16 protein-coding genes and 2 tRNA genes are annotated in these 23,139 nt (G+C 73.6%); 10 read left to right on the top strand and 8 right to left on the bottom strand.

What is annotated here, in order from left to right; all coding sequences use genetic code 11:
• The first annotated feature begins 153 nt into the window (after positions 1-153).
• The 5 genes from EOE48_RS09700 (at position 154) to EOE48_RS09680 (ending at position 5,376) form a co-directional block, all read left to right on the top strand.
• Entirely contained in the window at positions 154-1,212 is a 1,059-nt protein-coding gene (locus EOE48_RS09700; RefSeq protein WP_127728588.1) for an AraC family transcriptional regulator, read from the top strand.
• A 261-nt stretch (positions 1,213-1,473) separates the two neighbouring features.
• Positions 1,474-2,451 (top strand): ABC transporter permease, encoded by a 978-nt coding sequence (locus EOE48_RS09695; protein WP_127728587.1) that lies wholly within the window; start codon positions 1,474-1,476, stop codon positions 2,449-2,451.
• The gene (locus EOE48_RS09690; RefSeq protein WP_127728586.1) at positions 2,448-3,362 is read left to right on the top strand and encodes an ABC transporter permease; all 915 of its coding nucleotides are present in this window, start codon (positions 2,448-2,450) and stop codon (positions 3,360-3,362) included. Before EOE48_RS09695 ends, EOE48_RS09690 begins: the two co-directional genes overlap by 4 nt.
• Positions 3,359-4,336 (top strand): ABC transporter ATP-binding protein, encoded by a 978-nt coding sequence (locus tag EOE48_RS09685; RefSeq protein WP_127728585.1) that lies wholly within the window; start codon positions 3,359-3,361, stop codon positions 4,334-4,336. The genes EOE48_RS09690 and EOE48_RS09685 overlap by 4 nt, the downstream gene beginning before the upstream one ends.
• Complete coding sequence (locus EOE48_RS09680) at positions 4,333-5,376, top strand: ABC transporter ATP-binding protein (protein ID WP_210249555.1); 1,044 nt, start codon at positions 4,333-4,335, stop codon at positions 5,374-5,376. Before EOE48_RS09685 ends, EOE48_RS09680 begins: the two co-directional genes overlap by 4 nt.
• A gap of 6 nt (positions 5,377-5,382) precedes the next feature.
• On the opposite strand, the gene rnhA is transcribed toward EOE48_RS09680, so the two are convergent.
• Together rnhA and EOE48_RS09670 are read right to left on the bottom strand one after the other, a co-directional pair.
• A complete protein-coding gene (rnhA, locus tag EOE48_RS09675) occupies positions 5,383-6,048 on the bottom strand; it encodes a ribonuclease HI (protein WP_127728583.1) in 666 nt (221 codons plus the stop codon).
• Positions 6,049-6,133: 85 nt separating this feature from the next.
• Entirely contained in the window at positions 6,134-8,038 is a 1,905-nt protein-coding gene (locus EOE48_RS09670; protein WP_246154077.1) for a glycoside hydrolase family 15 protein, read from the bottom strand.
• A 195-nt stretch (positions 8,039-8,233) separates the two neighbouring features.
• Between EOE48_RS09670 and EOE48_RS09665 the strand changes: the two genes are divergently transcribed.
• Entirely contained in the window at positions 8,234-9,376 is a 1,143-nt protein-coding gene (locus EOE48_RS09665; RefSeq protein ID WP_127728582.1) for a 2OG-Fe(II) oxygenase, read from the top strand.
• Positions 9,377-9,379: 3 nt separating this feature from the next.
• Here EOE48_RS09665 and EOE48_RS09660 read toward each other — a convergent pair whose 3' ends face one another.
• Both EOE48_RS09660 and EOE48_RS09655 read right to left on the bottom strand, forming a co-directional pair.
• Positions 9,380-10,261 (bottom strand): FkbM family methyltransferase, encoded by an 882-nt coding sequence (locus EOE48_RS09660; RefSeq protein ID WP_127728581.1) that lies wholly within the window; start codon positions 10,259-10,261, stop codon positions 9,380-9,382.
• Between the two features lies 1 nt (position 10,262).
• Positions 10,263-10,904 carry a P-loop nucleotide/nucleoside kinase family protein gene (locus tag EOE48_RS09655; protein WP_127728580.1) on the bottom strand — a complete coding sequence of 214 codons (642 nt, stop codon included), beginning with the start codon at positions 10,902-10,904 and terminating at the stop codon, positions 10,263-10,265.
• Between the two features lie 378 nt (positions 10,905-11,282).
• Between EOE48_RS09655 and EOE48_RS09650 the strand changes: the two genes are divergently transcribed.
• The 3 genes from EOE48_RS09650 to EOE48_RS09640 all read left to right on the top strand — a co-directional run bounded on the left by EOE48_RS09650 (position 11,283) and on the right by EOE48_RS09640 (position 14,810).
• Complete coding sequence (locus EOE48_RS09650) at positions 11,283-11,477, top strand: hypothetical protein (protein ID WP_127728579.1); 195 nt, start codon at positions 11,283-11,285, stop codon at positions 11,475-11,477.
• Positions 11,478-11,690: 213 nt separating this feature from the next.
• Positions 11,691-12,749 (top strand): DUF2778 domain-containing protein, encoded by a 1,059-nt coding sequence (locus EOE48_RS09645; protein WP_127728578.1) that lies wholly within the window; start codon positions 11,691-11,693, stop codon positions 12,747-12,749.
• 654 nt (positions 12,750-13,403) lie between these two features.
• On the top strand, positions 13,404-14,810 hold the full coding sequence (locus tag EOE48_RS09640; RefSeq protein WP_127728577.1) for an amidase: 1,407 nt from the start codon (positions 13,404-13,406) through the stop codon (positions 14,808-14,810).
• 207 nt (positions 14,811-15,017) lie between these two features.
• Here EOE48_RS09640 and EOE48_RS09635 read toward each other — a convergent pair.
• From EOE48_RS09635 to EOE48_RS09625, 3 genes are all read right to left on the bottom strand, one after another.
• Positions 15,018-15,094, bottom strand: a tRNA-Arg gene (locus EOE48_RS09635).
• Between the two features lie 49 nt (positions 15,095-15,143).
• Positions 15,144-15,220: transfer RNA gene (locus EOE48_RS09630), tRNA-Arg, on the bottom strand.
• A gap of 142 nt (positions 15,221-15,362) precedes the next feature.
• A complete protein-coding gene (locus EOE48_RS09625; protein ID WP_127728576.1) occupies positions 15,363-16,796 on the bottom strand; it encodes an NAD-dependent succinate-semialdehyde dehydrogenase in 1,434 nt (477 codons plus the stop codon).
• A gap of 247 nt (positions 16,797-17,043) precedes the next feature.
• Between EOE48_RS09625 and EOE48_RS09620 the strand changes: the two genes are divergently transcribed.
• Complete coding sequence (locus EOE48_RS09620) at positions 17,044-17,247, top strand: hypothetical protein (protein WP_127728575.1); 204 nt, start codon at positions 17,044-17,046, stop codon at positions 17,245-17,247.
• 103 nt (positions 17,248-17,350) lie between these two features.
• Here EOE48_RS09620 and EOE48_RS09615 read toward each other — a convergent pair whose 3' ends face one another.
• Positions 17,351-22,903, bottom strand: coding sequence for an HAD-IA family hydrolase (locus EOE48_RS09615; protein ID WP_127728574.1), 5,553 nt, complete (start codon positions 22,901-22,903; stop codon positions 17,351-17,353).
• Positions 22,904-23,139: the final 236 nt, after the last annotated feature.

Raw genomic sequence — 23,139 nt, 5'->3', positions numbered from 1 at the left:
GTCAGCAGAGAACGCCACGGGAGGGCGAAAATCAATCCTCCTGTCAGTTCATCCGGAAAGATTGTCTCAGAAATCGACGATCCGGGACGGATTTTCCAGTTATCCGGCGGCTGGAAGCGCTAGGTTTGGGGGTGCGAACGCTGGAGAGGCGGAATGGGATCAGAGACGGAGGGGGCACCGGGCGCGCCGGGCCCGGTCCGGGTGCGGGTCGACCGCGACAGCCACCCCGACCCCGTCGCCCGGGCGCAGGCGTGGCGCGAGGCGACCTCGGTGTCGATGGACACCGCGGTCGAGCCGGGCGACCTCGCGGCTTTCGCGGGCAGCGTCGGCGTCCACCCGGTCGGCCCGTTCCTGGTGACCGACCTGTGCCTGGGGCCGGCGACGCTGCTGCGGAGCCAGAGCGTGCGGGCGGAGTGGGAGCACGACCACGTCATCGCCGACTGCGTCGTGTCGGGCCGCCTGCACGGGCAGATCGGCGGCCGGGCGGTGGATGCGGGTCCCGGCGACTGCCTGATGGTCGATCTGAAGGGCGGGATGCACGCCCGCGTCGTGGACGGCACGCGCATCCTCGGCCTGATCATGCCGCGGGTGGTATTCGAGGCGGCGACGGGCGAGCCCGGCGCGGTCGACGGCGTCGTGTTCGCGGCGGCGAGCCCGGCGGGCGCGGTGCTGGGCGGGCTGCTGACGTCGCTGGCGGCGCAGGTGGACCGCCTGCCCGACCGCGCGGCGCTGGCCCTGGCGCGGGCGGTCGTCGCGGTGTCGGCGGCCTTCGTGGTGCCCAGGAGCGCCGCGCCCGCCGGCGGCGACCCCGACCGCCCCCCGGTGGCGCTGCCGACGCTGGCGCAACTGCGGCGCTTCATCGACCGGGAGGCGGCGCGGCCGGAACTGGGGATCGAGAGCCTGTGCGCGCAGTTCGGGCTGTCGCGCACGATGCTGTACCGGGTTTTCGCGCCGGCGGGCGGGGTGGCGGCGGTGATCCGGCAGCGGCGGGCGGCGCTGGCGGTGGACCTGCTGACGCGGCTGGATGCCTCCGGGCTCACGGTCGTCGAGGTGGCGCGGGCGAGCGGGTTCGGGACCGAGCGCAGCCTGCGCAACGCGTTGCGCGAGTTGTACGGCGCGACGCCGCGCACGATCATGCGGGACGGGCTGGTGGCAGAGCGGCGCAACGAGGTGTCGGCGGCGGAGATCGGCCGCCTGTTCGACGACCTGTAGGGGAGCCGGCGCGGCAGGTCCGGGAGGGCCGGCACCGCGGGCCGTGGCAGGACGGGCGCGGGCGTTCTTCCTCTCCCCGCCCGCGGGGCGAGGTAATACGGTTTTCCGGACGATTCGTTCCGGAAAACCGTATTACCAGCCCGCGCGGCGCCTGAGCGAAGCCGATTTTCGCATCGCGAAGCGATCAATCGAAAATCGTATGATACACGCGATCACCCCGCCTGCGCACGGCGCACGACCACCCCACCCCCGGCCGACGCCATGCTGACCTACCTGTTCCAGCGCTTCGGCCAGGCCCTCGTCACCATCGCCGCGATGGCGCTGCTGGTGTTCGTCGGGGTCTACGCCATCGCCGACCCGATCGACATGCTGGCGGCGCCCGACGCCACCGCCGACGAGCGGGCGGCCATCGCCGCCCGGCTCGGGCTCGACCGGCCGCTGCCGGTGCAGTTCGCCACCTTCGCGTGGAACGCGCTGCACGGCGATCTCGGGCGCTCGTTCGTCTACAACGAGCCCGCCGTGCAGGTGATCCTCCAGCGCCTGCCCGCCACCCTCGAACTCGCCTTCACGGCGCTCGCCATCGCGGTGGTGGTCGGGCTGCCGCTCGGCCTGTGGGCGGGCCTGCGGCCCGACTCGGCGTCGGGGCGCGCCATCATGGCCGGGTCGATCCTCGGCTTCTCGCTGCCGAACTTCTGGCAGGGGCTGATGCTGGTTCTGGTCTTCGCCGTCACCCTCGGCTGGCTGCCGGCGGGCGGGCGCGGCGAGACCGTGCGGGTGCTCGGGATCGAAACCGGGCTCCTCACCCTCGACGGCCTGCGCCACCTCGTGCTGCCGGCGCTCAACCTCGCGCTGTTCAAGCTCGCGGTGGTGATCCGCCTCGCCCGCGCCGGCACCCGGGAGGCGATGCTGCAGGACTTCGTGCGCTTCGCCCGCGCCAAGGGGCTCGCGCCCTCGCGCATCGTCGGGGTCCACGTGCTCAAGACCATCCTGCTGCCGGTCATCACGGTGATCGGCCTCGAACTCGGCTCGATGATCGCCTTCGCGGTCGTCACCGAGACGGTGTTCGCGTGGCCCGGCATCGGCAAGCTGCTGATCGACTCGATCAACCGCCTCGACCGCCCGGTCGTCGTCGCCTACCTGATGCTCACCGTCTGCCTGTTCATCGTCATCAACCTCGTGGTCGACCTGATCTACGCCGCCCTCGACCCGCGGGTGCGCCTGTCGGAGTCCGAGCCGTGACCGCCTCATCCCTGCCCGCCGGGCCGGTCGCCGCCCGGCCGCAGCCGGTCTGGCGCCGCCACGTCCGGGCCTTCCTGCGCGATCCCCTCGCGCTGCTCGGCCTCGCGGTGCTGGTGCTCGCCGGCGGCGCGGCGCTGCTGGCGCCGTTCATCGCGCCGCAGAACCCCTACGATCTCGCCACCCTCGACATCATGGATGCCGGGATGCCGCCGGGCTCGCAGAGCTTCTCCGGCATGACCTACTGGCTCGGCACCGATGCCCAGGGGCGCGACATGCTCTCGGCCATCATCTACGGCCTGCGGGTGTCGCTCGTGGTCAGCCTGTCGGCGACGCTGATCGCGGTGTCGGTCGGGGCGAGCCTCGGCATCCTCGCGGCCCATGCCGGCGGGCGGGTCGACGCGCTGCTGATGCGCCTCGTCGACCTGCAACTGTCCTTCCCCGCCATCCTGATCGCGCTGATCCTGCTCGCGAGCTTCGGGCGCGGGGTCGACAAGGTGGTGATCGCGCTGGTGGCGGTGCAGTGGGCCTACTACGCCCGCGCGATCCGCTCGGCCGCCCTGGTCGAGCGGCGGCGCGACTACATGGAGGCGGCCCGGGCGCTTGCGCTCCCGACCCGCAGCCTGATCTTCCGCCACCTGCTGCCGAACTGCCTCTCGCCGGTGATCGTGGTGGCGACGATGCAGGTCGCGCACGCCATCGCCCTCGAGGCGACGCTGTCGTTCCTCGGCGTCGGCGTGCCGGTGACCGAGCCGTCGCTCGGCCTGCTCATCAAGAACGGCTACGACTACCTGCTGTCGGGCAAGTACTGGATCTCGACCTTCCCGGGCATCGCCCTCGTGACCGTCATCGTGGCGATCAACCTCGTCGGCGACCGGCTGCGCGACGTGCTCAACCCCCGGCTCGCCGCGTGACCGCCCCGGTCCTCTCCGTCGAGGCTCTCAGCGTCGCGTTCCGCACCGAGCACGGCGACCTCACCGCCCTCGACCGCATCGACCTCGCGGTCTCACCCGGCGAGGTGGTCGGGCTCGTCGGCGAATCCGGCTCGGGCAAGTCGGTGACCGGGCTCGCCCTGATGGGCCTGATCGACGCCCCCGGGCGGATCAGCGGCGGGGCGATCCGGTTCGAGGGCCGCGACCTCGTCGGCCTGCCGGAGCGCGACCTGCGGTCCTTGCGCGGCACCCGCCTGGCGATGATCTTCCAGGACCCGATGACCACCCTCAACCCGGTCCTGCGGGTCGACACCCAGATGGTCGAGGCGATCCACGCCCACGAGCGGGTGAGCGCCGCGGCCGCCCGGGCGCGGGCCCGGGAGGCGCTGGTGCGGGTCGGCATCCCGGCCCCGGACGAGCGCCTGCGCGCCTATCCGCACCAGCTCTCCGGCGGCATGCGCCAGCGCATCGCCATCGCGATCGCGCTGCTCCACCGTCCGGCCCTGCTGATCGCCGACGAGCCGACGACGGCGCTCGACGTCACCATCCAGGCGCAGATCCTCGCCGAGGCGCAGACGCTCTGCGCCGAGATGGGCACGGCGCTGGTCTGGATCACCCACGACCTCGCGGTGGTGGCCGGCCTCGCCGACCGGATCTGCGTCATGTATGCCGGCCGCATCGTCGAGGAGGGGCCGGTCGCCGCGGTGATCGAGGCGCCGATGCACCCCTACACCGCCGGCCTGATCGGCTCGTCGCCGAGCCGCAACGCCCGCGGCGCGCCGCTCACCCAGATTCCCGGCCTCGCCCCGTCGCTCGGCCGGCGCCCGCCCGGCTGCGCCTTCGCGCCCCGCTGCCCCTCCGCGACCCCGGACTGCGCCGAGCCGCCCCCGGTCGCGGCGTTGCCCGGCCGGACGGCCCTGTGCCGCCATCCCCTCCACGGCGAGGTGCGAGCGTGACGCGAGACCTCATCACCCTCGACGGCGTCTCGAAGCACTTTTCGCCGACGCCCTCCCTCGCCGCCCGCCTCGCCGGCCTCGTCACCGGCCGCCGCCCCGCCGCGGTGCGGGCGGTGACGGACGTCGACCTCGCGGTGCGGCCGGGCGAGGTGGTCGGCCTCGTCGGCGAATCGGGCTGCGGCAAGTCCACCCTCGCCCGCCTCGTCGCCGGCCTCGCCGTGCCGAGCGCCGGCCGGGTGCTGTTCGAGGGCCGCGACCGCGCGAGCCTGCCGCCGCGGGAGCGGCGCGCGGCGGCCCTCGCCGTGCAGATGATTTTTCAAGACGCCTCGTCCTCGCTCAACCCGCGGCTGCGGGTCGAGGACATCGTCGGCGAGGCGCCGGTGACCCACGGCCTCGTCCCGGCCCGGGAGCGGCGCGACGCGGTGGCGGCTTTGCTCGGCCGGGTCGGCCTGCCGGCGGACGCGATGACGCGCTACCCGCACCAGTTCTCCGGCGGCCAGCGTGCCCGCATCGGCATCGCCCGGGCGCTGGCGGTGAAGCCGCGGCTCCTCGTCTGCGACGAGTCGGTGGCGGCCCTCGACGTGTCGATCCAGGCCCAGGTGCTCAACCTGTTCATGGACCTGCGCCGCGACCTCGGCCTGACCTACCTGTTCGTCAGCCACGACCTCGGGGTGATCGCCCACATCGCCGACCGGGTCTGCGTGATGTATCTCGGTCGCATCGTCGAGGAGGCGCCGGCCGAAACCCTGTTTGCCGCCCCGGCCCATCCCTACACGGTGAGCCTGCTCGCCCAGACCCCGCGGCTGGTGCCCGGCAAGCGCCGCTTCACCGGGCTCACCGGCGAGCCGCCCTCGCCGCTGGCGCCGCCGCCGGGCTGCCACTTCCACCCGCGCTGCCCGGCCGCGATCCCGCGCTGCCGCAGCGAGGCGCCGCTGCTGCGCCCGGTCGGGCCGGGGCAGCGGGTCGCCTGCCACCGGGACCGGAGCGAGTTCCTGCCCGAGACGAGGGGGAGTGCGGCGGATCCGGCCGTCGCAAGCTGAAACGCCCTACGCCGCCGGCTCCCGCAGCGAGTCCCGCAGCCGGGCGATGCCGTCCGGGCCCAGGTCCAGCGCCAGCCGCAGGGCGTCCTCGACGAAGGCCTGCGGGGTCTGGCCGGCCTGCTTCGCCGCCCGCGCGACCCGGAGGCCGAGGGCGTTGTCGATCGCCACCGAGGCGGTGCGCGCCGGTGCGGCCGGGGCGGGCGCCGGGGCCGGCGCCGCCGAGGCGGCGGGCGAGGGCGGCAGGCCCAGGGCCTCGCGCCGGCCCTGGGCGGCGAGGCGGTCGGCGCGCTCGTTGCCGTCCTCGCCGGCATGGCCCCGCACCCAGACCCAGCGCACGTCGCGGGCGGCGGCGAGTTCGTCGAGGCGCTGCATCAGGTCGACGTTCTTCACGTCGCCGGTGGCGGTGCGCCAGCCGCGCGCCTTCCAGCCGCGCATCCACTCGGTGACCGACTTCACGACGTACTGGCTGTCGCAGCGCATCTCGATCGGCGCGCCTTCGGGGAAATGCTCCAGCGCCCGGATCGCCGCGGTCAGCTCCATGCGGTTGTTGGTGGTGGCGCGCTCGCCCCCGCACAGCTCGACCGGTCCCTCCGGCGCCCGGATCACCACGCCCCAGCCGCCCGGGCCGGGATTGGGATCGCAGCCGCCATCCGCATACACGACGGTTCGCATGGGGTCTCTCTCGTGTCGGTCCGGACGCCTGTCTGGCGCGCTCAGGATTAACAACCGCTTTGCGGCACGGGGGCAGGCAGGGGCCTCAGCCGCCGGCCTTCCCGCGCCGGGGCGCGTCGCGGAACGTGCAGGCGGCGTGGACGAGCGAGAGGTGGCTCAGTCCCTGCGGCGTGTTGCCGAGGAAGTCGCCGGTCGCCGGATCGACCATCTCGCTCAGGATGCCGACGCCCGGCGCCAGCCCGTCGAGCGCGCCGGAGAACACCGCCTCGGCCTCCCCGCAGCGCCCGAGGTCCCACAGCGCCTCGGCGAGCCAGAACGAGCAGGCGAGGAACGCGCCCTCCTCGGCCTCGGCGCCGGAATAGCGGTAGAGGTAGGGGCCGCGGCCGAGCTCGCGCCGGATCGCGTCGAGGGTCGAGGACAGCCGGTCGCGGCCGTCGAAGCCGAACCGCACCGCGAGGATCAGCGCCGCGTCGAGCCGGTCGGTGCCGGGATAGAACGTGTAGGCGCCCTTCGCCTCCGACCAGCAGTTCTCGTCGATCCACTGCGCGATCCGGTCGCGCTCGCGCGACCAGCGCGGCACGCAGGTCGCCGGGATGTGCCCGGCCTCGGCCAGCTCCACCGCCCGGGCGAGCGCCTGCCAGGCGCTGATCTTCGACATCGTGTAGTGGCGCGGCTCGCGCAGTTCCCAGATGCCGGCGTCCTTGCGCCGCCAGCCGTCGGCGCAGGCATCCGCGAGGGCGGCGAGCACCCCGGCGCTGCGCTGGTCGAGGATGTTGCCGTCGGCGACGAACAGGGCGGCGGTCTCGAAGATGTCGCCGTAGATCCCGTGCTGGTGCTGGAGCGCCGCCGCGTTGCCGACCCGCACCGGCTGCGACCCGCGGTAGCCCGCGACCTCGATCCCGGTCTCGTCGGGGGCGAGGTCGCCGCGCAGGGTGTAGAGCACCTGGGCGCCGTGCTCGCCGAGATGGCGCATCAGCCACGAGAACGCCGCCTTGGCCTCCGGCATCGCGCCGATGCGCAGGAAGGCGTTCACGGTGTAGCCGGCGTCGCGGATCCAGGCGAAGCGGTAATCGTAGTTCTTACCCGAGTCCTTGCCCGCCCCGTAGCCCTCGGGCAGCGAGGTGGTGGCGGCGGCCGCGATGGCGCCGCTCGGCGAGTAGAGCAGGAGCTTGAGGGCGAGCGCGCTGCGGCGCACGGCGGCGCGGTGCGGGCCGTCGTAGCGCAGCCCCTCGGCCCAGCGCCGCCACGCCTCGTCGCTGACGTCGATGCGCGCGTCGATGTCGGCGACCGCCGGCACGCCGAGGGGCTCGTCCTCGCCGGCGAGCAGCGCCACCGTGGCGCGCTCGCCGGCCGCCACCGTCACGCTCGCCGCGATGGTGCGGTCCTCCTCCTCGACGATCCGCACGCCGTCGCTGCAGCGCAACAGGCCGAGCACCGGGCCGGCATGGAACACGCAGCCGTTGGGGGTCGGCTGCAGCCACGGCGAGACCGTGTCGCCGCGGGTGCCGAACACCGCGCGGATGCGCAGGGTCACCGTGCCCTCGATCCCCTCGAGGCGCCGCGCCAGCTCGCACCACGGCAGGCGCCCGGCGGTCGAGCTGTTGAGCGACTCGGTCAGACGCACCCGGCCGGTGGCGGTGACGAACACCGTGTCGAGCACGTTGCTGTCGGTGCGGTAGCGCCGCTCGGCGGTGAACGGGCCCTCGGGCCGGATCTGGAACGAGCCGCCGAAATCGGGATTGAGCAGGCTGTCGAACAGCGGCGGCGAGTCCATCTCGGGCACGCACCACCACGCCACCGCGCCGTCGGGCGCCACCAGCACGACGGAGCGCCCGTCGCCGAGGGCGGCGTAGTCCTGGATCGGGAAGCCGGCGCCCGCGACCGGCGGATGTCCGGCGCGGCCGGGCGCGTCGGGGCTCGGCACCCGGTCGGCGGGGCGCGGGTCGGCGAGGTCGTAGCCGGCAGGGTCGGGGGCACTCCGTTCGGTCACGCGCTGCTCCCGCACACCGGCTCCCGCAGGGTTCGCCGCGGCCGTGCCGGGGCGGCGCGGAGAGGCCGAGCGGACACTTACCGCGGGTGAGCGGCGCTTCAATGCCCGCCCGGCGCGGCAGGCCCGCGCGCCGGGACGGTTAGATTTCGTCAGGACCCGGCTTATACGACGGGTTCGAACCGACGGGGCGCGAGCATGGCCGGAACGACGGACGTCGCACACACCTACGCCAACATCACGGCCGGTGATCCCGCGCCGTGGTTCAAGCAGCGCAGCACCGGCAACCCGAGCTACATGTTCGACACCGTGGCGGGGCGCTACGTCGTGCTGTGCTTCTATGGCTCGGCCGGCGATCCCCTCGGCCGCAACGCCCTGCGGGTCGTGGACGAGAACCGCGCGCTGTTCGACGACGACCGCGTCGCCCTGTTCGGCGTCAGCCTCGACCCGGCCGACGAGAGCACCGGCCGGGTGGCCGAGAGCCTGCCGGGCATCCGCCACTTCCTCGATTTCGACGGCAAGGTGAGCCGGCTCTACGGCGTGCTGCCGCGCGACGCGGTCGCCGGCGCCAGCGTGCCGGTGCGCCGATCGTGGATGGTGCTCGACCCGACCCTGCGGGTGATGGCGGTGTTTCCGTTCGCGCCGGACGGCGCCGAGGGGGCGGCCGCGATGGCGTTCCTGCGTGCCCTGCCGCCGCCGGACCGCTTCGCCGGCTTCGAGGTGCCGCCGCCGATCCTCGTCATCCCCAACGTGTTCGAGGCGGACCTGTGCCGGCTCCTGATCGAGCGCTACGAGCGGCACGGCGGCGAGGAATCCGGCTTCATGCGCGAGGTCGACGGCCGCACCGTCGGCGTCACCGACCACCGCCACAAGCGGCGCCGGGACTACACGATCGACGAGCCTGACCTGATCAAGGCGGTACAGGCGCGCATCCTGCGCCGGGTCAACCCGGAGATCCAGAAGGTCTACGCCTTCAAGGCGACCCGGATGGAGCGCTACATCGTCGGCTGCTACGCCGCCGAGGACAACGCGCATTTCCGCGCCCACCGCGACAACACCACGCTCGGCACGGCGCACCGGCGCTTCGCGGTGTCGATCAACCTCAACGGCGACTTCGCCGGCGGCGAGGTGAGCTTTCCCGAATACGGCCGGCGCAGCTACAAGGTGGCGCCGGGCGGCGCGGTGATCTTCCCGTGCGCGCTCCTGCACGCGGTGTCGCCGGTCACGCGCGGGCGCCGCTACGCGTTCCTGCCGTTCCTCTACGACGACGAGGCCGCCCGCCTGCGCGAGGCCAACAGCCGCCACGTCGAGGGTGCGGGCGACTACAAGGCCGCCGGGTGAGCGTCAGCCGGCCGGCGGCACCGCGAGGATCGTGCGCGCCGCCTCGGCGCCGGGCTCGCCGGGCCGCAGGATCCGGTTGGCGGCGTCGTCGATCAGCGTGATCGCGTAGCCGGCCAGCCGGTCGAGGAGCACGGCCCGGTGCTCGGGCCGCGCCTCGACGAGGAAGCTCGTCCGCCGGCGCGCCAGCAGCCCGGCCGCCCCCGCCAGCCCCTCCGGCTCGGTGCCCTCCATGCGCAGCTTGACGAGGTCGGGCTCCAGGCCGGTCCGCTCGACGTAGTCGTCGAGGGAGATCGTGTCGCAGCGCTCGCGCCGGTGCATCATCTCGGCGTCGCCCTGCGACAGGGTCGAGGCGGTGAGCACGATCTGGTACTCGTCGCCCGGGACGTGGAGGATCCGCTCCCCGGTGCGGTCGGCCACCGCGACCCGCTCGGCGGCGACCCGGGGCACGAGACCGTTGACGATCAGGTTCTCGACGATGCGGGCATGGGCCCGCGGCAGCGGCTCGAACGCGACGACCTCGGCGAGGTCCGGGTTGGCGCCGCAGGCGAGCAGCGAGAACAGCCCGGTATGGGCGCCGACGTCGAACACCGCCCGGGCGGTCCGGGCGAGGCGCACCCACTCGCGCACGCTCGCCGGGGCGTAGCCGTTCTTGCCGTACCACAGGTATTGCTGCGCCACCGCGTCGTCGTTGTTGGTGAACATGTAGAACGGCTGGCAGCCGTCGTTCTGCACCTCGACGTAGCCGAAGAACGGGTGGTGGAACCGGTGCTCGAAGAAGCGGCGGTCGTAGGTGTCCGGCACGTCGCGGGCGGCGGCGCGGCGGAAGCCCGGCACCTCCGCGAGGGTGCGGCCGTTCATCGTGTCGATGAAGTCGAGGAGGGGCATGTCAGGCCACCGATCCCGGCGACAGGCCCATCGCGGCGAGCGCCGCGGCGGCGGCGTCGGCGGGCGCGGCGTCCCGGGTGGCGATGATCGGCACGCCGGCGGCCTCGGCCAGGGCGCGGTAGCGGCGGATGCCGGCGGCGTGCCTGGCCTCGCGGCCGACCGCCTCCCCGCGCTCGCGCAGCCGGCGCACTACGGTCGAGGAATCGGCGTAGCACAGCACCGTGTGGGGCAGCGGCGGCCAGCGCCGCCGCCACGGCTCGGACAGCAGCACGCCCATGGTCAGGGCGTGGCGGTCGATCACCAGGGGATGGTCGCCGGGCTCGGCGGCGACCGCCCGGCGCAGCTCCTCCTCGGCGACCCGGCTCAGCAGGTCGTAGCGGCGCTGCCCGGACAGCCAGAGCATGTACTGGCCGAACCGGCCGCCGAACGGCTTGACGATGCGGCCGCCGAGCCGCTCGGCGATGAGGACCGCCAGCGTCGACTTGCCCGAGCCGTCGTGGCCGTCGAGGGCGACCACCAGCCGCGACGGAGCCCCTCGGGCCGGCGCCGCGGCGCTCGCCTCGTCCGGACGCCGCGGCGCCCCGTGTAGGCGCGCGCGAAGCCGCGCGCCGATGCCGGGCTCGCCGGCGTCCCGGACCGTCAACGCCACCATATCGGTGCGCCCCCATGAATCTGCAGCATCGCGTGTCCTGCGCCGGATCGTCGTTGCCCAGATTCATCCGGTCGTTCCGCCCCGATTGTGTAGTGGATCGATCGCGAGTCAATCCGGACATCCTTCGGTCTTGCGTCCGATCGACTGGGGTTTTCGGGATGATGCGGACAGCCGATTGCCTGATTATCCCGCAAACCCCGGGACCGTCGATTCGACGACGCAGGGTCATGGGCCATCCTGCAATCCGCGGTGGGCAACCTGCCGTCCGCGTTGCGGCCGAGCTTGCGGCTGGCTACCAAGGGGGCGAGGATGCGCCTCCCGCGCATTGTCCGGGGTGGCTCCGGGAATCCGGCTGGTGGAGATGAATCGGTGGATGAGCTGAAGGCGCAGTGGGACGCGATCCTCGCCACGCACGCGGCCGTGATCGCCGATCCCGCGCTCACGCGCTACGCCGTCGTCGTGCTCGTCGTGGGTCTCCTGGCCGGGTTCATCCTCGGCTTCGCCCTGCGCGCCTTCATCTCGGCCCGCCGCCGCCGGGCCGCCCGCATGCGCGCCCGCTGGTAGGACGCCGGGCCCCGCCGCGACGGCCGGATCGGCGCCGTCGCGGCGCGGCGCGATTTATCGGGTATTAACCACGAGGCTGCTCAATACGCGGACGCTTAAGGTTGATCCTTCCCTAACGGGTGGATCGGGCTCCTCTGGTCTTCGGGCCGCCGGGATGGCGGTGCGGGGCGAGGCGGAGCGGCCGGGCGGCCATGCGTATCCGAGTCGAGCCTCATGCCCCACGCCGCGTCCGTCGCGTCTCCGTCCGTCCCGCCGCGCCGCCGGCGCCGTCACCGTCTGCGCCGCGGCCTGCTTCTGACCACCGGCGCCGCGCTCCTCGGCTTCGCGGCCCTGGGACGGATCCTCGCCCCCGAGCCACCGCCGGCGGTCGAGGACCGGGTCGCGCAGGCGCCGGCCGCCGTCGTCGCCGCCGCGCCGCCCGTGCTCGACTGGATGCTCGATCCGGCGCCGGCCCTCGGTGCCGGGGTGCACAGCTTCCGGGCCGAGGCGCCGCCGGCCGCGCCCGTGCCGGCGGTGGCCGGGACCGCGCCGGCCGCCGCGGCGCCGGAACCCGCCGGTCTCGCCGTGCCGCTGCCGGTGCCGCGCCCGCCCGAACTGCGCGGGCCGCGCCTCGCCGAGGCGCCCCGGCTCGCGAGCCGGCGGGTCCTTCCCTCGACCCAGAGCGTGTTCCGGGCCGCGACCGGCGGCGAGGAGCCGTCGTTCCTCGAGCGGCTGTTCGGCCGCCAGGAGGCGCCGGCCGGGCCGGCGCTGGCCTACGCGGCCCCCGGAGGACTGGAGCGGACGCCGCGGCCGCGTCTGTCGCCGGTTCCCGAGACCTCGGCCGGGACCGCCGTCTACGACATCACCGCGCAGCGGGTGACCCTGCCGGGCGGCGAGGCGCTGGAGGCGCATTCCGGCCTCGGCGCGACGATGGACGACCCGCGCTACGTCCACCTGCGGATGCGCGGCTCGACCCCGCCGGGGGTCTATACCCTGACCGAGCGCGAGGCGCTGTTCCACGGGGTGCGGGCGATCCGCCTCAACCCGGTCGGCGGGCCGGGGGCGATCCACGGCCGCACCGGCATCCTCGCCCACACCTACATGCTCGGACCGAGCGGCGCCTCGAACGGCTGCGTGTCGTTCCGCAACTACGACCGCTTCCTCCAGGCCTTCCTGCGCGGCGAGGTCCGCCGCCTCGTGGTCGTGGCCGGCAACGGACAGGACGGCCCGCCCGCCGGCGGCAGCCGGTTCGGCCTTCTGGAGCGCGGCTCGCGACGGGGCGACGGCGCGTGACCACCGGCCCGGGCGGCGCGACGGTGGAGCACCGGCGGCGCCGTCGGCGGCTCGCGGCCTCCGCCCCAGGGCTCGCATCGGGCGACGGAGGCAGGCCGGCGAAAAGCGGCCCAGGGCCATCGCTTCAGCGATCGTTCTGCGGTCGCCCGCAGGGCGACGCTCGATGGCGGGCGCGGTGCGCTTTGCGCCCGAAGAGCGCCCGCCGGATCGACAATCGGGTTTCACCCGATTGCCCTGAAAAGCGGTCGCGCCCCGATTGACACGCCGCCCGCCCTCGCGACATCATCAACTCCTCGGATCGACAGAGCGGCTGGCAGTTCTCGTCTCGGCTCGCTGCGCCCGACGGCAGAATCATCCATGGCTCTTCAAGGACGATGCTGCGCGGTCCGGTCATGTTGCTGTCCGGCGCATCTCGCCGGCATCGGGGGACGATCCGAAATCCCGCCGCGGCGCACGAAGCTTGCGCGGCGTGGACCAGAGTTCTGCGCGCACCTGAGCGATGTGGGTTCCGTATCACCGGCCCGCGCGGTGGAGCCGGAGGTTCCACGCGCGTGAGCGAACCGAGGTCCGCATCGCGATAGCGATCCCATCGGGATCGCCGGGCGATCAATCGGACATCGTATGACATCCTGAACGGAGAGGGAGGCAGACGCCGTGTCAGACACCGACCTGCATGCGTGCGAGCTTCTGGAGATCGGCCGGCGGATCGCCGCACGGCAGGTCTCGTCCGTCGAGGCGACCCAGGCCCAGCTCGACCGCATCCGGCGCCTCGACGGCGAGCTGAAGAGCTACGCCTGCGTGATGGAAGAGGGCGCCCTCGCGGCCGCCCGCGCCGCCGACGCGGAGCTGGATTCCGGCCGCAACCGCGGACCGCTCCACGGCGTGCCGTTCGCCGTCAAGGACCTGTGCTGGACGACCGACGCGCCGACCGCCGCCGGCATGACGATCCACCGCGACTACCGGCCCACCGACGACGCGACGGTGGTCAAGCGCCTGCGCGCCGCCGGCGCCGTGATCCTCGGCAAGCTCCAGCTCACCGAGGGCGCCTATGCCGACCACCACCCGGCGATCACCCCGCCGCGCAACCCCTGGGGGGCGCAGTTCTGGTCCGGCGCCTCGTCGAGCGGCTCGGGCGTCGCGACCGCGGCCGGGCTGTGCTACGGCTCGCTCGGCTCCGATACCGGCGGCTCGATCCGCTTCCCCTCGGCGGCGAACGGGGTCACCGGCCTCAAGCCGACCTGGGGCCGGGTCAGCCGCTACGGCGTGTTCGAGCTCGCCGCCACCCTCGACCATATCGGCCCGATGGCCCGCAGCGCCGCCGATTGCGGCGCGATCCTGGGCGTGATCGCGGGCGCCGATCCCGACGACCCGACTGCCGTGCCGCTGCCGGTGCCGGATTTCGCCGCGGCCCTGGCGGGCGGGGTGAAGGGCCTGCGGCTGGGCGTCGACGCCGACTGGATCGCGCGCGACGTCGACCCGGTCGCCCGCGCGGTGACGCAGGCCGGGATCGACGTGCTCGCCGGGCTCGGGGCCGAGATCGTGCCGGTGCGCTTCCCCGACCCGACCGCGGTCATCGTCGACTGGTTCCCGCTCTGCGGGATCGAGACCGCGGTGGCGCACGAGGCGACCTATCCGTCGCGCAAGGGGGAGTACGGCCCGGCCCTGTCGGGGCTGATCGAACTCGGGCGGGCGCAATCGGGCCTCGACGTGCAGAAGATCATCCTGCGCCGCGAGGAGTTCCGCGGCCGGGTGCGCGCCCTGTTCGAGGATATCGACCTGCTGGCGGTGCCGGCCCAGGCCTTCGCCGGCCCGACGCTCGCCACGATGGCGACCCTCGGCGAGGACGCGGCGCTGATGAACGGGCTCCTGCGCTTCACCTGCCCGTTCGACATGACCGGCAGCCCGACCCTCACCCTGCCGGGCGGCTTCACCGAGGCCGGCGCCCCGGTCGGCTTCCAGCTCGTCGGCCCGCATTTCGGCGAGGCCGCCCTGGTGCGGGCCGGCCACGCCTTCCAGGGGGCGACCGACTGGCACCGCCGCCGCCCGCCGGGTCTGGACTGATCGTCGAGGGCGCGGCGGCCGGTCGGCCGCCGCGGACGAGGCGCGACGGACAGGGTCCGGATCGGGCCGAACGGCGGGGTGGTCTGTCATACGGTTTCTGATTGATCGCTTCGCGATGCAGAAACCGGCTTCGCTCAGACGCCGCGCGGGCATCTGATACGATTTTCGGAACTAATCGTCCGAAAATCGTATCAGATGCCGACGAGATGGCGCGCCCGAAAGGATTCGAACCTCTGACCCCCAGATTCGTAGTCTGGTGCTCTATCCAGCTGAGCTACGGGCGCCCGGCCGATGGCCCGTGTCCGGCCTCGGCGTAATGTCGTCGTGTGGGAATGGCGCGCCCGAAAGGATTCGAACCTCTGACCCCCAGATTCGTAGTCTGGTGCTCTATCCAGCTGAGCTACGGGCGCCTGACCGGGAGGCGTGTCGCCTCGGCCGGTGGAGGTGGGATCTAAGGGGTTCGCGCCGGGTTGGCAACCCCCAATCGCAGGGGGCTGACGCCTCCCCGAGAGGGGAGGGGAGCCGGCCGGACGGGCCGGCTCCCGCGGTCGCTCAGAAGCCCGCCTGGGTGACGAACTTGGTGTTGAGGTAGGCCTCGATCGCCTCGGATCCGCCCTCGCTGCCGTAGCCGGAATCCTTGACGCCGCCGAACGGCGTCTCGGGCAGGGCGATGCCGTGGTGGTTGATCGACATCATGCCGCTCTCGACCCGGGTCGCGAGCTTGGTCGCGGTCTCGGCCGAGCGGGTATAGGCGTAGGCGGCGAGCCCGTAGGGCAGGCGGTTGGCCTCCGCGAACGCCTCCTCGTCGTCCGAGAAGCGCTGGATCGCGGCGATCGGCCCGAACGGCTCCTCGTTCATGATCCGCGAATCGAGCGGCAGGTCGGTGAAGACCGTCGGCTCGAAGAAGTTGCCCTGGTTGCCGATGCGCTTGCCGCCGGTGTGGAGCGTGGCGCCCCGCTGCTCGGCGTCGGCGACGAAGCCCTCCATCGCCTCGATGCGCCGGCCATGGGCGAGCGGGCCCATCGTCACGCCCTTCTCCAGGCCGTTGCCGACCTTGAGGTCGCGGGAGAAGCCGACGAAGCCGTCGACGAAGGCGTCGAACACCGAATCGTGGACGAGGAAGCGGGTCGGGGCGACGCAGACCTGACCGGCGTTGCGGTACTTGTTGGCGCCGAGCACCTGCACGGCCTTGGTCACGTCGGCATCGCGGAAGACGATCGCAGGGGCGTGGCCGCCGAGCTCCATCGTGGCGCGCTTCATGTGCTTGCCGGCGAGCGCCGCCAGCTCCTTGCCGATCGCCGTCGAGCCGGTGAAGGTCACCTTGCGGATCACCGGGTGCGGGATGAGGTAGGACGAGATCGTGGCCGGGTCGCCGTAGACGAGGCCGAGCACGTCGCCGGGCACGCCGGCATCGAGCAGGGCCTGGATCAGGGCGGCGCAGCTCGCCGGGGTGTCCTCGGGCCCCTTCAGGATCACCGAGCAGCCGGTGCAGAGCGCCGCCGAGACCTTGCGCACCGCCTGGTTGATCGGGAAGTTCCACGGCGTGAAGGCGGCGACCGGACCGACCGGCTCGCGGATCACGAGCTGCATCACGCCCTCGGCCCGCGGCGGGATCACCCGGCCGTAGGCACGCCGGCCCTCCTCGGCGAACCAGTCCATCGTGTCGGCGCCGCCGAGCACCTCCATCTTGGCTTCCGCCAGCGGCTTGCCCTGCTCCTGGGTCATGATGCGGGCGATGTCCTCGACCCGCTCGCGCAGCAGGTTGGCGGCCTTGCGCAGGACCTTGCTGCGCTCGAAGGCCGAGACCTTGCGCCACGCCCTGAAGCCGCGCTCGGCCGCCTCCAGGGCGGCGTCGAGGTCGGCCTTCGTCGCGACCGCGAGCTGGCTCAGGGTCTCGCCGGTGGCCGGGTTGAGGATCGGCAGGGTCTCGCCGCCGGCGCCGTCGCGCCACTCGCCGGCGATGTGCAGTCGAACGTTCGGGAACATCGTCGCGTGCTTCCTTGGGTTGTCGGAGGGACGATGGCGGTCGTTCTACGCGCCTGCCGGGGTGATGCACAGTCCGGTTCCGGCATGGGAGACCCCGGAATCATGCGCGGCGACGGCCCCGGACCGGGACAAACCTGCCCGGAACCTTGCCGCGCGGCCTCGCCACGGCCGCGCTCGCACCGGAGCGCTCCGGGCGCGTTGACGAGACTGAGCCCCCGCTTCCGGGGGCAGGACCCCCGCGTCTTGGGTGCAGGACCCCCGCTTCCGGGGGCAGGACGCCAAGGAGATCACGATGGCCGGCAACGATCCCCGCCCGATCCAGGGCCATCCGCACGGTGTCCCGCAGGGCCGCTCGGTCGAGACCGTCGATCAGGTGAGCAGCGTCGTCATCCTGGGCTTCGCGGTGGCGGGTGCCGCGGTGGCGGCGGCCCTGAGCACCATCCTGATCTGAGCACGACAGCCCGGGCCGCCCCGGCGGAGCGGCCCTCCGCAGGTCCGCCGACGTCCTGCACCCGCATCCCTCCGCCGGTCGTTCACGGCCGGCGGACGGATGCTCAGCGGCCGGCCTCGGCCAGCAGCGCCGCGTAGATCTCCAGCAGTTCGCGTCCCTGGTCGTCGGCCGTCCGCAGGGCGGGCCGGTGGGCGGGGGGCCGGGTGTAGCGGTCCGGGTCGGCGTCGATCCGCCGGAGCACGCCAGTCAGGTCGTCCGGGCCGGCCACGTCGACGAGGAAGCCGTTCTCGCCCGGGCGCACGACCTCGCCCATGGCACCGAGCCGGCTCGCCACGACCCAGCAGCCGCTCGCCGCCGCCTCGCGCGAGACGAGGCCGAAGCTCTCGGGCCAGGTCGAGGGGGCGACGAGCACGTCGGCGTTCGCGTACAGTTCGGCGACCCGGTCGGACGGCACCTTGCCGAGGATGCGCACCGGCGTCGTCCCCCACACCGTCTCGCTGTCGTCGCCGGGATCGCGGAACAGGTTGACGATGGTCAGTTCGAGGTGGGCGAACGCGGTCGCGCGCAGGGCGGCCTCGATCAGGTAGGCGCCCTTGTGGGCTTGCGTGCCGCCGAGATGGAGGAGCCGCACGCGGCCCCGGGCCGGCACCCGCTCGGCCGGGTCGAGGCGCGACACGCCGTTGGCGACCACCCGGGCCTCGAAGCCGCAGGACCGGAACAGGTCGGCGAACGGCTCCGACACCGACAGCAGCGCGCGGGCCTTGCCGAGCGCGCTGCGCAGCCGCTCGCCGCGGGCGAGGCTCTCGGCCGGGCCGATCCGGCGCGAGAATTCCTGCTCGGGGAGGTTCCGGCCAGGGAGGCAGAGCCGGCCGTCCTCGTCGGTGAGGAAGCTGTAGTCCGACAGCCACCACGCGTCGTGCAGGGTGACGAGGTAGGGCACGCCCGCCGCCTCGCACGCCTCCGCGACCGCGACCGAGAGGCGCTGGAGGCAGTGGATGTGGACGAGATCCGGCTTGACCAGCCGGATCACCTCGGCGGCGTACTCGCCGACCCGGGGATTGTGCGGCCGCCAGTCCATGTCGATTTCCTGCGGCGTCGCGATGCGGAACACCGGGATGCCGCGATAGGCGTCGATCCGCGCCGCGCCGCTGGCGTCGTTGTCGTCGTCGCTCGTCAGGACCGCGAAGTCGATGGCGTCGCCGGCCTGCTCCAGGAACAGGTCGACGTTGTCCTTCAGGACCCGGGTCGCGCCACCGATCGTCTGGGGTGGGAAGAACACGTTGGCGAACAGGATGCGCGGTCGCTCCGGGCGCGGCGTCGGCGGCCGCGGCACGGCCGGCCCGGTCGCCGGGACGTAGCGGGCCTCGAACGCCGCGCGCGCCCGGTGCCCGGTCTCGCGCCGCCGCTCCGGCTCGTCGATCCAGTGCCGCAGGATTCCCGCCGCCGCGCGCCAGCCCGCCGCCGGCTGGCCGAACGCGTCCGCGCCGGGGCGGGCGCTCCGGCCGACATGCAGGCACGGCAGGCCGAGCGCCGCGGCCTCGGCGCCGGAGGCGTCGGCTCCGGCGAGGTCGATCACGCAGGCGGCCTGCCGCATCACGTCGAGGTCGCGTCCGTCGAGGCCGCCGAGGGGAACGGCACGGACCCGGTGGGCGAACGCGAGCAGATCGGGCGGGACCCGGCCGGCCCCGAGGAGCACGCGGAGGCCGGGGCGCTCGGCGAGGAGCGTGCGCAGGAGCGCCGTCATCTCCGCCGGAACCTCGCCGCCGGGAAGCCGGACCAGCACGGTCGCGGCGCCGGCCGGCCCGGGCTGCGCCGCCGGCGGGCGGGCCAGCGCCCCGATGCAGACCGCCCGGCGGTCGCGGGTGAGCGCCTCCAGGGCGAGCAGGGCCTCGGGCAGGGGCGCGACGCCGCTGTCGCACAGACCCATCGCGAACCGCGCCCGCTCGCACGACAGCAGGGCGCGCAGGGCCGGGCCGGGCGAGCCCCGGAACGGCGGCGCGGCGCGCCCGTCGAACCCGCCGATCCAGTAGAGGACCGGAATGCCGAGGGCTCGGGCGTACTCGGCGAGGCGGATCACGTCGAGATCGGCGCGGGCCTCGTGCAGCACGAGGCAGGACGCCCACGGCAGCCGGCCCACCGCCTCCGCCCGCCGCTCCCGGCGGACCAGCCGGACGTTGGGCCCGAACCGATCCCGCAGGCCGGCCTCGCCGGAGCGCTCGTCGCCGCCCTCGCCGTCGAACAGCGACCCGTCGCTCACCACCAGCGTCTCGTGCCCGGGCAGGCGGCGCGGCCCGAAGGCCGGGACCTCCTCCGCGACGGCGGCGCGGAACCCGGCGAGGAACGCGGGGAGGCCGGCCGCGGCCGGCTCGGCGGCGGCGTGGTCGAACCAGCTCCGCAGCACGCCGTCGCGGGCGCGCCGCCACGTCTCCTTGTCGGCCCAGGCCGCGCGGCCGGCCGCCAGGATCGCCAGGGCACGGGCGAAGTCGCCGAGGCGCGCGGCCAGGCCGGCGCCCTCGATGTACGACCAGCGGTCGGTGCGGCCCGCGTCGATCGCCGTCTGGAATCCGGCCAGCGCCTGCGCCGGCCGGCCCTGCACGCGGTCGATGTCGCCGATCTGGTGCCAGATCCGCCCCGGCGTGCCGCCGGCCCGCAGCGCGTTCTCGTAGCCCTGGCGGGCGGCGTCGAGGAGCCCGCGGCCGCGGGCGCGGCGGGCGTAGACCTCCCACAGCCGCGCCGCGCCCGGTCCGTCGACGAGATCGGGGAAGGCGGTGTAGTCGCCGTCCATGAACCGGGCCAGCAGGTCGACGTCGTCGGGGGCGGCCGCCCCGCCGGCTCCGGCGGGGGCGTCCTCGTCCGCGGCCGGGGCGGCGTGCCGGCTGCGGAACAGCCCGACCCGGAAGGCGGAGGGGAAGTCCTGCTGCTCGACCAGCGCCGTCAGCCGGGCCGCGGCCGAGGGCGGCTCGCCGGCGCCCGCGCCCTGGTCGAGCCAGTGCCGGTACAGCGCCTCGTCGTCGAGGTCGCCCAACTCCGGATGGCGTCCGCGGTGGAAGGCGGGATCGAACCGGCTGGCGAGGCCGAGCGGCGCCAGCCGGGTGATCCCCTCGCGCAGGAACGCCGCGACGGCATGGGCGCGCGAGACCAGCGGCCCGGACCAGCCGCCGTTGAGCGCCTGGAACTCGGCGACCTGGAGGTGATGGAGCCAGGCGCCGCGCCGCAGGCCGGCGCGCCGGAACAGGATCGCGCTCACCGGCATCCCGCCGTCCCGCTCGGCCTGCTCGGCCGGATCCAGGCGCACGAGGCCGCGGCTGACGAGTTCGGCGAACTCGTCGTCCTGCAACCCGAAATCGCCCCGGTAGGCCCGTCCCTCCTGGCGCCCGAAGACGAGGTAGTGCTCCTTGGCGCGCCAGGGCTCCACAAAGCCGAGATCGGGGTGGAGGGTCTGGTATTCCTCGGGGTCGAAATCCGGCGGCAGCGGGCCGCGTCCGCGCTCGAGCCGCGCGATCAGGTCCTCGGGCGTTCCGGCCCGGCCCTCGCGGATGCCGAAATCGAGGAAGTGGCGCAGCAGCGCCGCGTCGTCCATCAGCCGCAGGTCGGGGTGGTAGACCCGGTAGAAGTCCGGATCGAACGGCCGCGCCCCCGACCGGACGCGGCGCAGCAGGAGCCGGCGGGCGACGAGGCTGCGGACGCGCCGGTCGTCGAGGACCCGCCGGAGCACCGAGCGGCGGGGCGCCGCCGCCGCCGGGGACGGCGCCGCGTCGGGCACGCGCCGCGCGCTCGCCAGGATCGAGCCGGGAATCCAGTAATCGTGCCGCTTGGCGTAGCGGTAGATCTCGTCGGCCGACAGGTCCGGCAGCACGGCGGCGACCGAGCGGCGCCGGCCGCTGACCGCGTCGGCCTCGTAGATCTCCGCCTGCATCTGGCGCAGGGTCGGCAGGTCCGGGGCGGCGAACCGCGCGAGCAGCGGTTCGGTCAGGAAGCTCCAGTGCTCGGTCAGCGCCATCCAAAGCAGGATCACGTCCTCGGGCCGGTGGCCGGCCGCCTTCAGCACGGTCTCGCTCGGGTACTCCGCCTCCGGCGTGGGGCCGGTCTCGAAGCACGGCGCGACCCGGTCGCCGCGGGCCTCGTAGGCGAGGAGCGGGCCGTAGGTCGGATGCTTGAAGAAGAACTCGAGCCAGGCGTAGCTGTCGACGAGCGAGGCCGGCATCGCGTGGCTCTCGAGCAGGGAGCGGGCGGCGAAGACGACGTAGGGTTGGGCCAGGACGGCGTTCTGCGCGTGGTTGCCGTTGGTGGCGATCAGCGCGAGGTCGATGGTCGGCGGCCGCGGCGCCCCGGCGCGCGGGCTCTCCTGGAGGAAGAAGCTGTTGAGGTCGCGCGCGACCGTGCCGGAATAGCCGACGTCGCACAGCGTCACGCGGCGGTGTTCGAAGAAGCCGAGCTGGTCGAGGTAGCGCTCGGCGAGGCCGCGCTTGCGCAGCAGCGAGGCCCGGATGGCCTCGGACAGCGTCGCGCGCCGGTAGGCCTGGACGACGAGGTCGGACTGCGTCGCCGAGTCGTAGCTGCCGCCGCCGAGGACCTCCGGCACCTCGGCGATGCCGAGCAGGTCGGAGATCTGCCGCCCGGTCGCCCGCCCGTGGCAGAGCCAGAACGCGAATCCGATCGCCTGCGGCAGCCAGTCGGCGTTGAAGTTCAGGGCCAGCCAGCACGAGGTCGCCCGGCTGAGAAACAGGTCCGAGGTGCCGATGCCGGCGAGGTGGTCCCGCAGCAGCGGCCAGTCCCAGTCCTGCCAGACCCGGTTCAGCAGCAGGCCGTCCCGGCTCAGGAAGTACAGGTGGTCGGAGCGGTTGTTGAGCGCGTGGAAGCGCGTGTGCAGCAGGAAGAGCTTGACGAGGTCGGCGATCTCGTCGTGGATGTCGGGCCGGCGGCCGTAGGCGGGCCGTTCGAGGTGCAGGTGGGCGTGCTGGTCGACATGCGTCACCGCCAGCCCGGCCCCGCGGCCCATGGCGATGTCGGAATGCGGGTTGTCGCCGCAATGCATCACGTCGGACGCCGCGACGCCGAGCCGGTCGAGCACCACCTCGAACAGCCGACCGGTCTGCTTCGTCGCCCCCTCGTCGAGCGAGACGAAGACGTGCTCGAAGAAGTCCCGCAGGCCGAGCCGGGTGAGGATCTCCTCGATCCACGCACCCGGGAAGTACATGTCGGAGACCGCGATCAGCCGCTTGCCCCGGGCCTTCAGGCGCGCCAGCATCTGCGCCGCGCCGTCGACCGCCGCGAGGTTCTGCAACTCGAGGTCGTACTCGAACCGCACCACGTCGCGCACGAGGCCCTCGTCGTGGGGCGCCGCGCCCGGGAAGCTCCTCAGGACCTGCGTCCAGATCGTCTCCAGGTCGGGCTCCTCGATCGCGAGGTGCGGCGAGGTCTTGAGGAAGTTGCCGGTGTTGTAGCGCGCCAGGGTGAGCCGCCCCGGGCCGACCGTCCCGAAGCGGCCGAGCCGGCCGAGCAGGTAGGCGCTGACGGTGTCGTGCACCTCGTTGACCGCCAGGAACCGGCGCCGGACGAGGGTGTCGAAGATGTCGAAGGAGACGATCGGCTGCTCGATCGCGAGCCGGCTGATCTCGCTCAGGGCCTGCACGGAGTGGTTCGGCTTCGACGTCATCACGGCTTCCTGCGCGATCCTGGGGCGCTGTGCCGCCGATGCGGCTGCAGACGAAGAGCGGGCCGGCCGGCCCGGGCGGGATTGCTGACGCCTGGTCGGCGCGCACGTCCCGCGAGCATCATCGATCGGGTATCAGGTTTCGTCATCTGAGCCGGGCAGCAATGAGGGTCATGGCTCGTTCCATGTCCGCCCGTGCCTGGGATCCTCACCCATTTCGATTGCCGCCCGGCCGGGAT

This window comes from Methylobacterium oryzihabitans (assembly GCF_004004555.2).
Taxonomy (GTDB): domain Bacteria; phylum Pseudomonadota; class Alphaproteobacteria; order Rhizobiales; family Beijerinckiaceae; genus Methylobacterium; species Methylobacterium oryzihabitans.
Note: the sequence above shows the minus strand (reverse complement) of the source record. Positions and strands in the feature narration are given on the sequence as shown.

What these genes read in the sequence shown, in the direction of transcription:
- EOE48_RS09700 (WP_127728588.1), top strand. Translation starts at nt 154, where the DNA reads ATGGGATCAGAGACGGAGGGGGCACCGGGCGCGCCGGGCCCGGTCCGG.
- EOE48_RS09695 (WP_127728587.1), top strand. Translation starts at nt 1,474, where the DNA reads ATGCTGACCTACCTGTTCCAGCGCTTCGGCCAGGCCCTCGTCACCATC.
- rnhA (WP_127728583.1), bottom strand. Translation starts at nt 6,048, where the DNA reads ATGCGAACCGTCGTGTATGCGGATGGCGGCTGCGATCCCAATCCCGGC.
- EOE48_RS09665 (WP_127728582.1), top strand. Translation starts at nt 8,234, where the DNA reads ATGGCCGGAACGACGGACGTCGCACACACCTACGCCAACATCACGGCC.
- EOE48_RS09660 (WP_127728581.1), bottom strand. Translation starts at nt 10,261, where the DNA reads ATGCCCCTCCTCGACTTCATCGACACGATGAACGGCCGCACCCTCGCG.
- EOE48_RS09645 (WP_127728578.1), top strand. Translation starts at nt 11,691, where the DNA reads ATGCCCCACGCCGCGTCCGTCGCGTCTCCGTCCGTCCCGCCGCGCCGC.
- EOE48_RS09625 (WP_127728576.1), bottom strand. Translation starts at nt 16,796, where the DNA reads ATGTTCCCGAACGTTCGACTGCACATCGCCGGCGAGTGGCGCGACGGC.
- EOE48_RS09615 (WP_127728574.1), bottom strand. Translation starts at nt 22,903, where the DNA reads ATGACGTCGAAGCCGAACCACTCCGTGCAGGCCCTGAGCGAGATCAGC.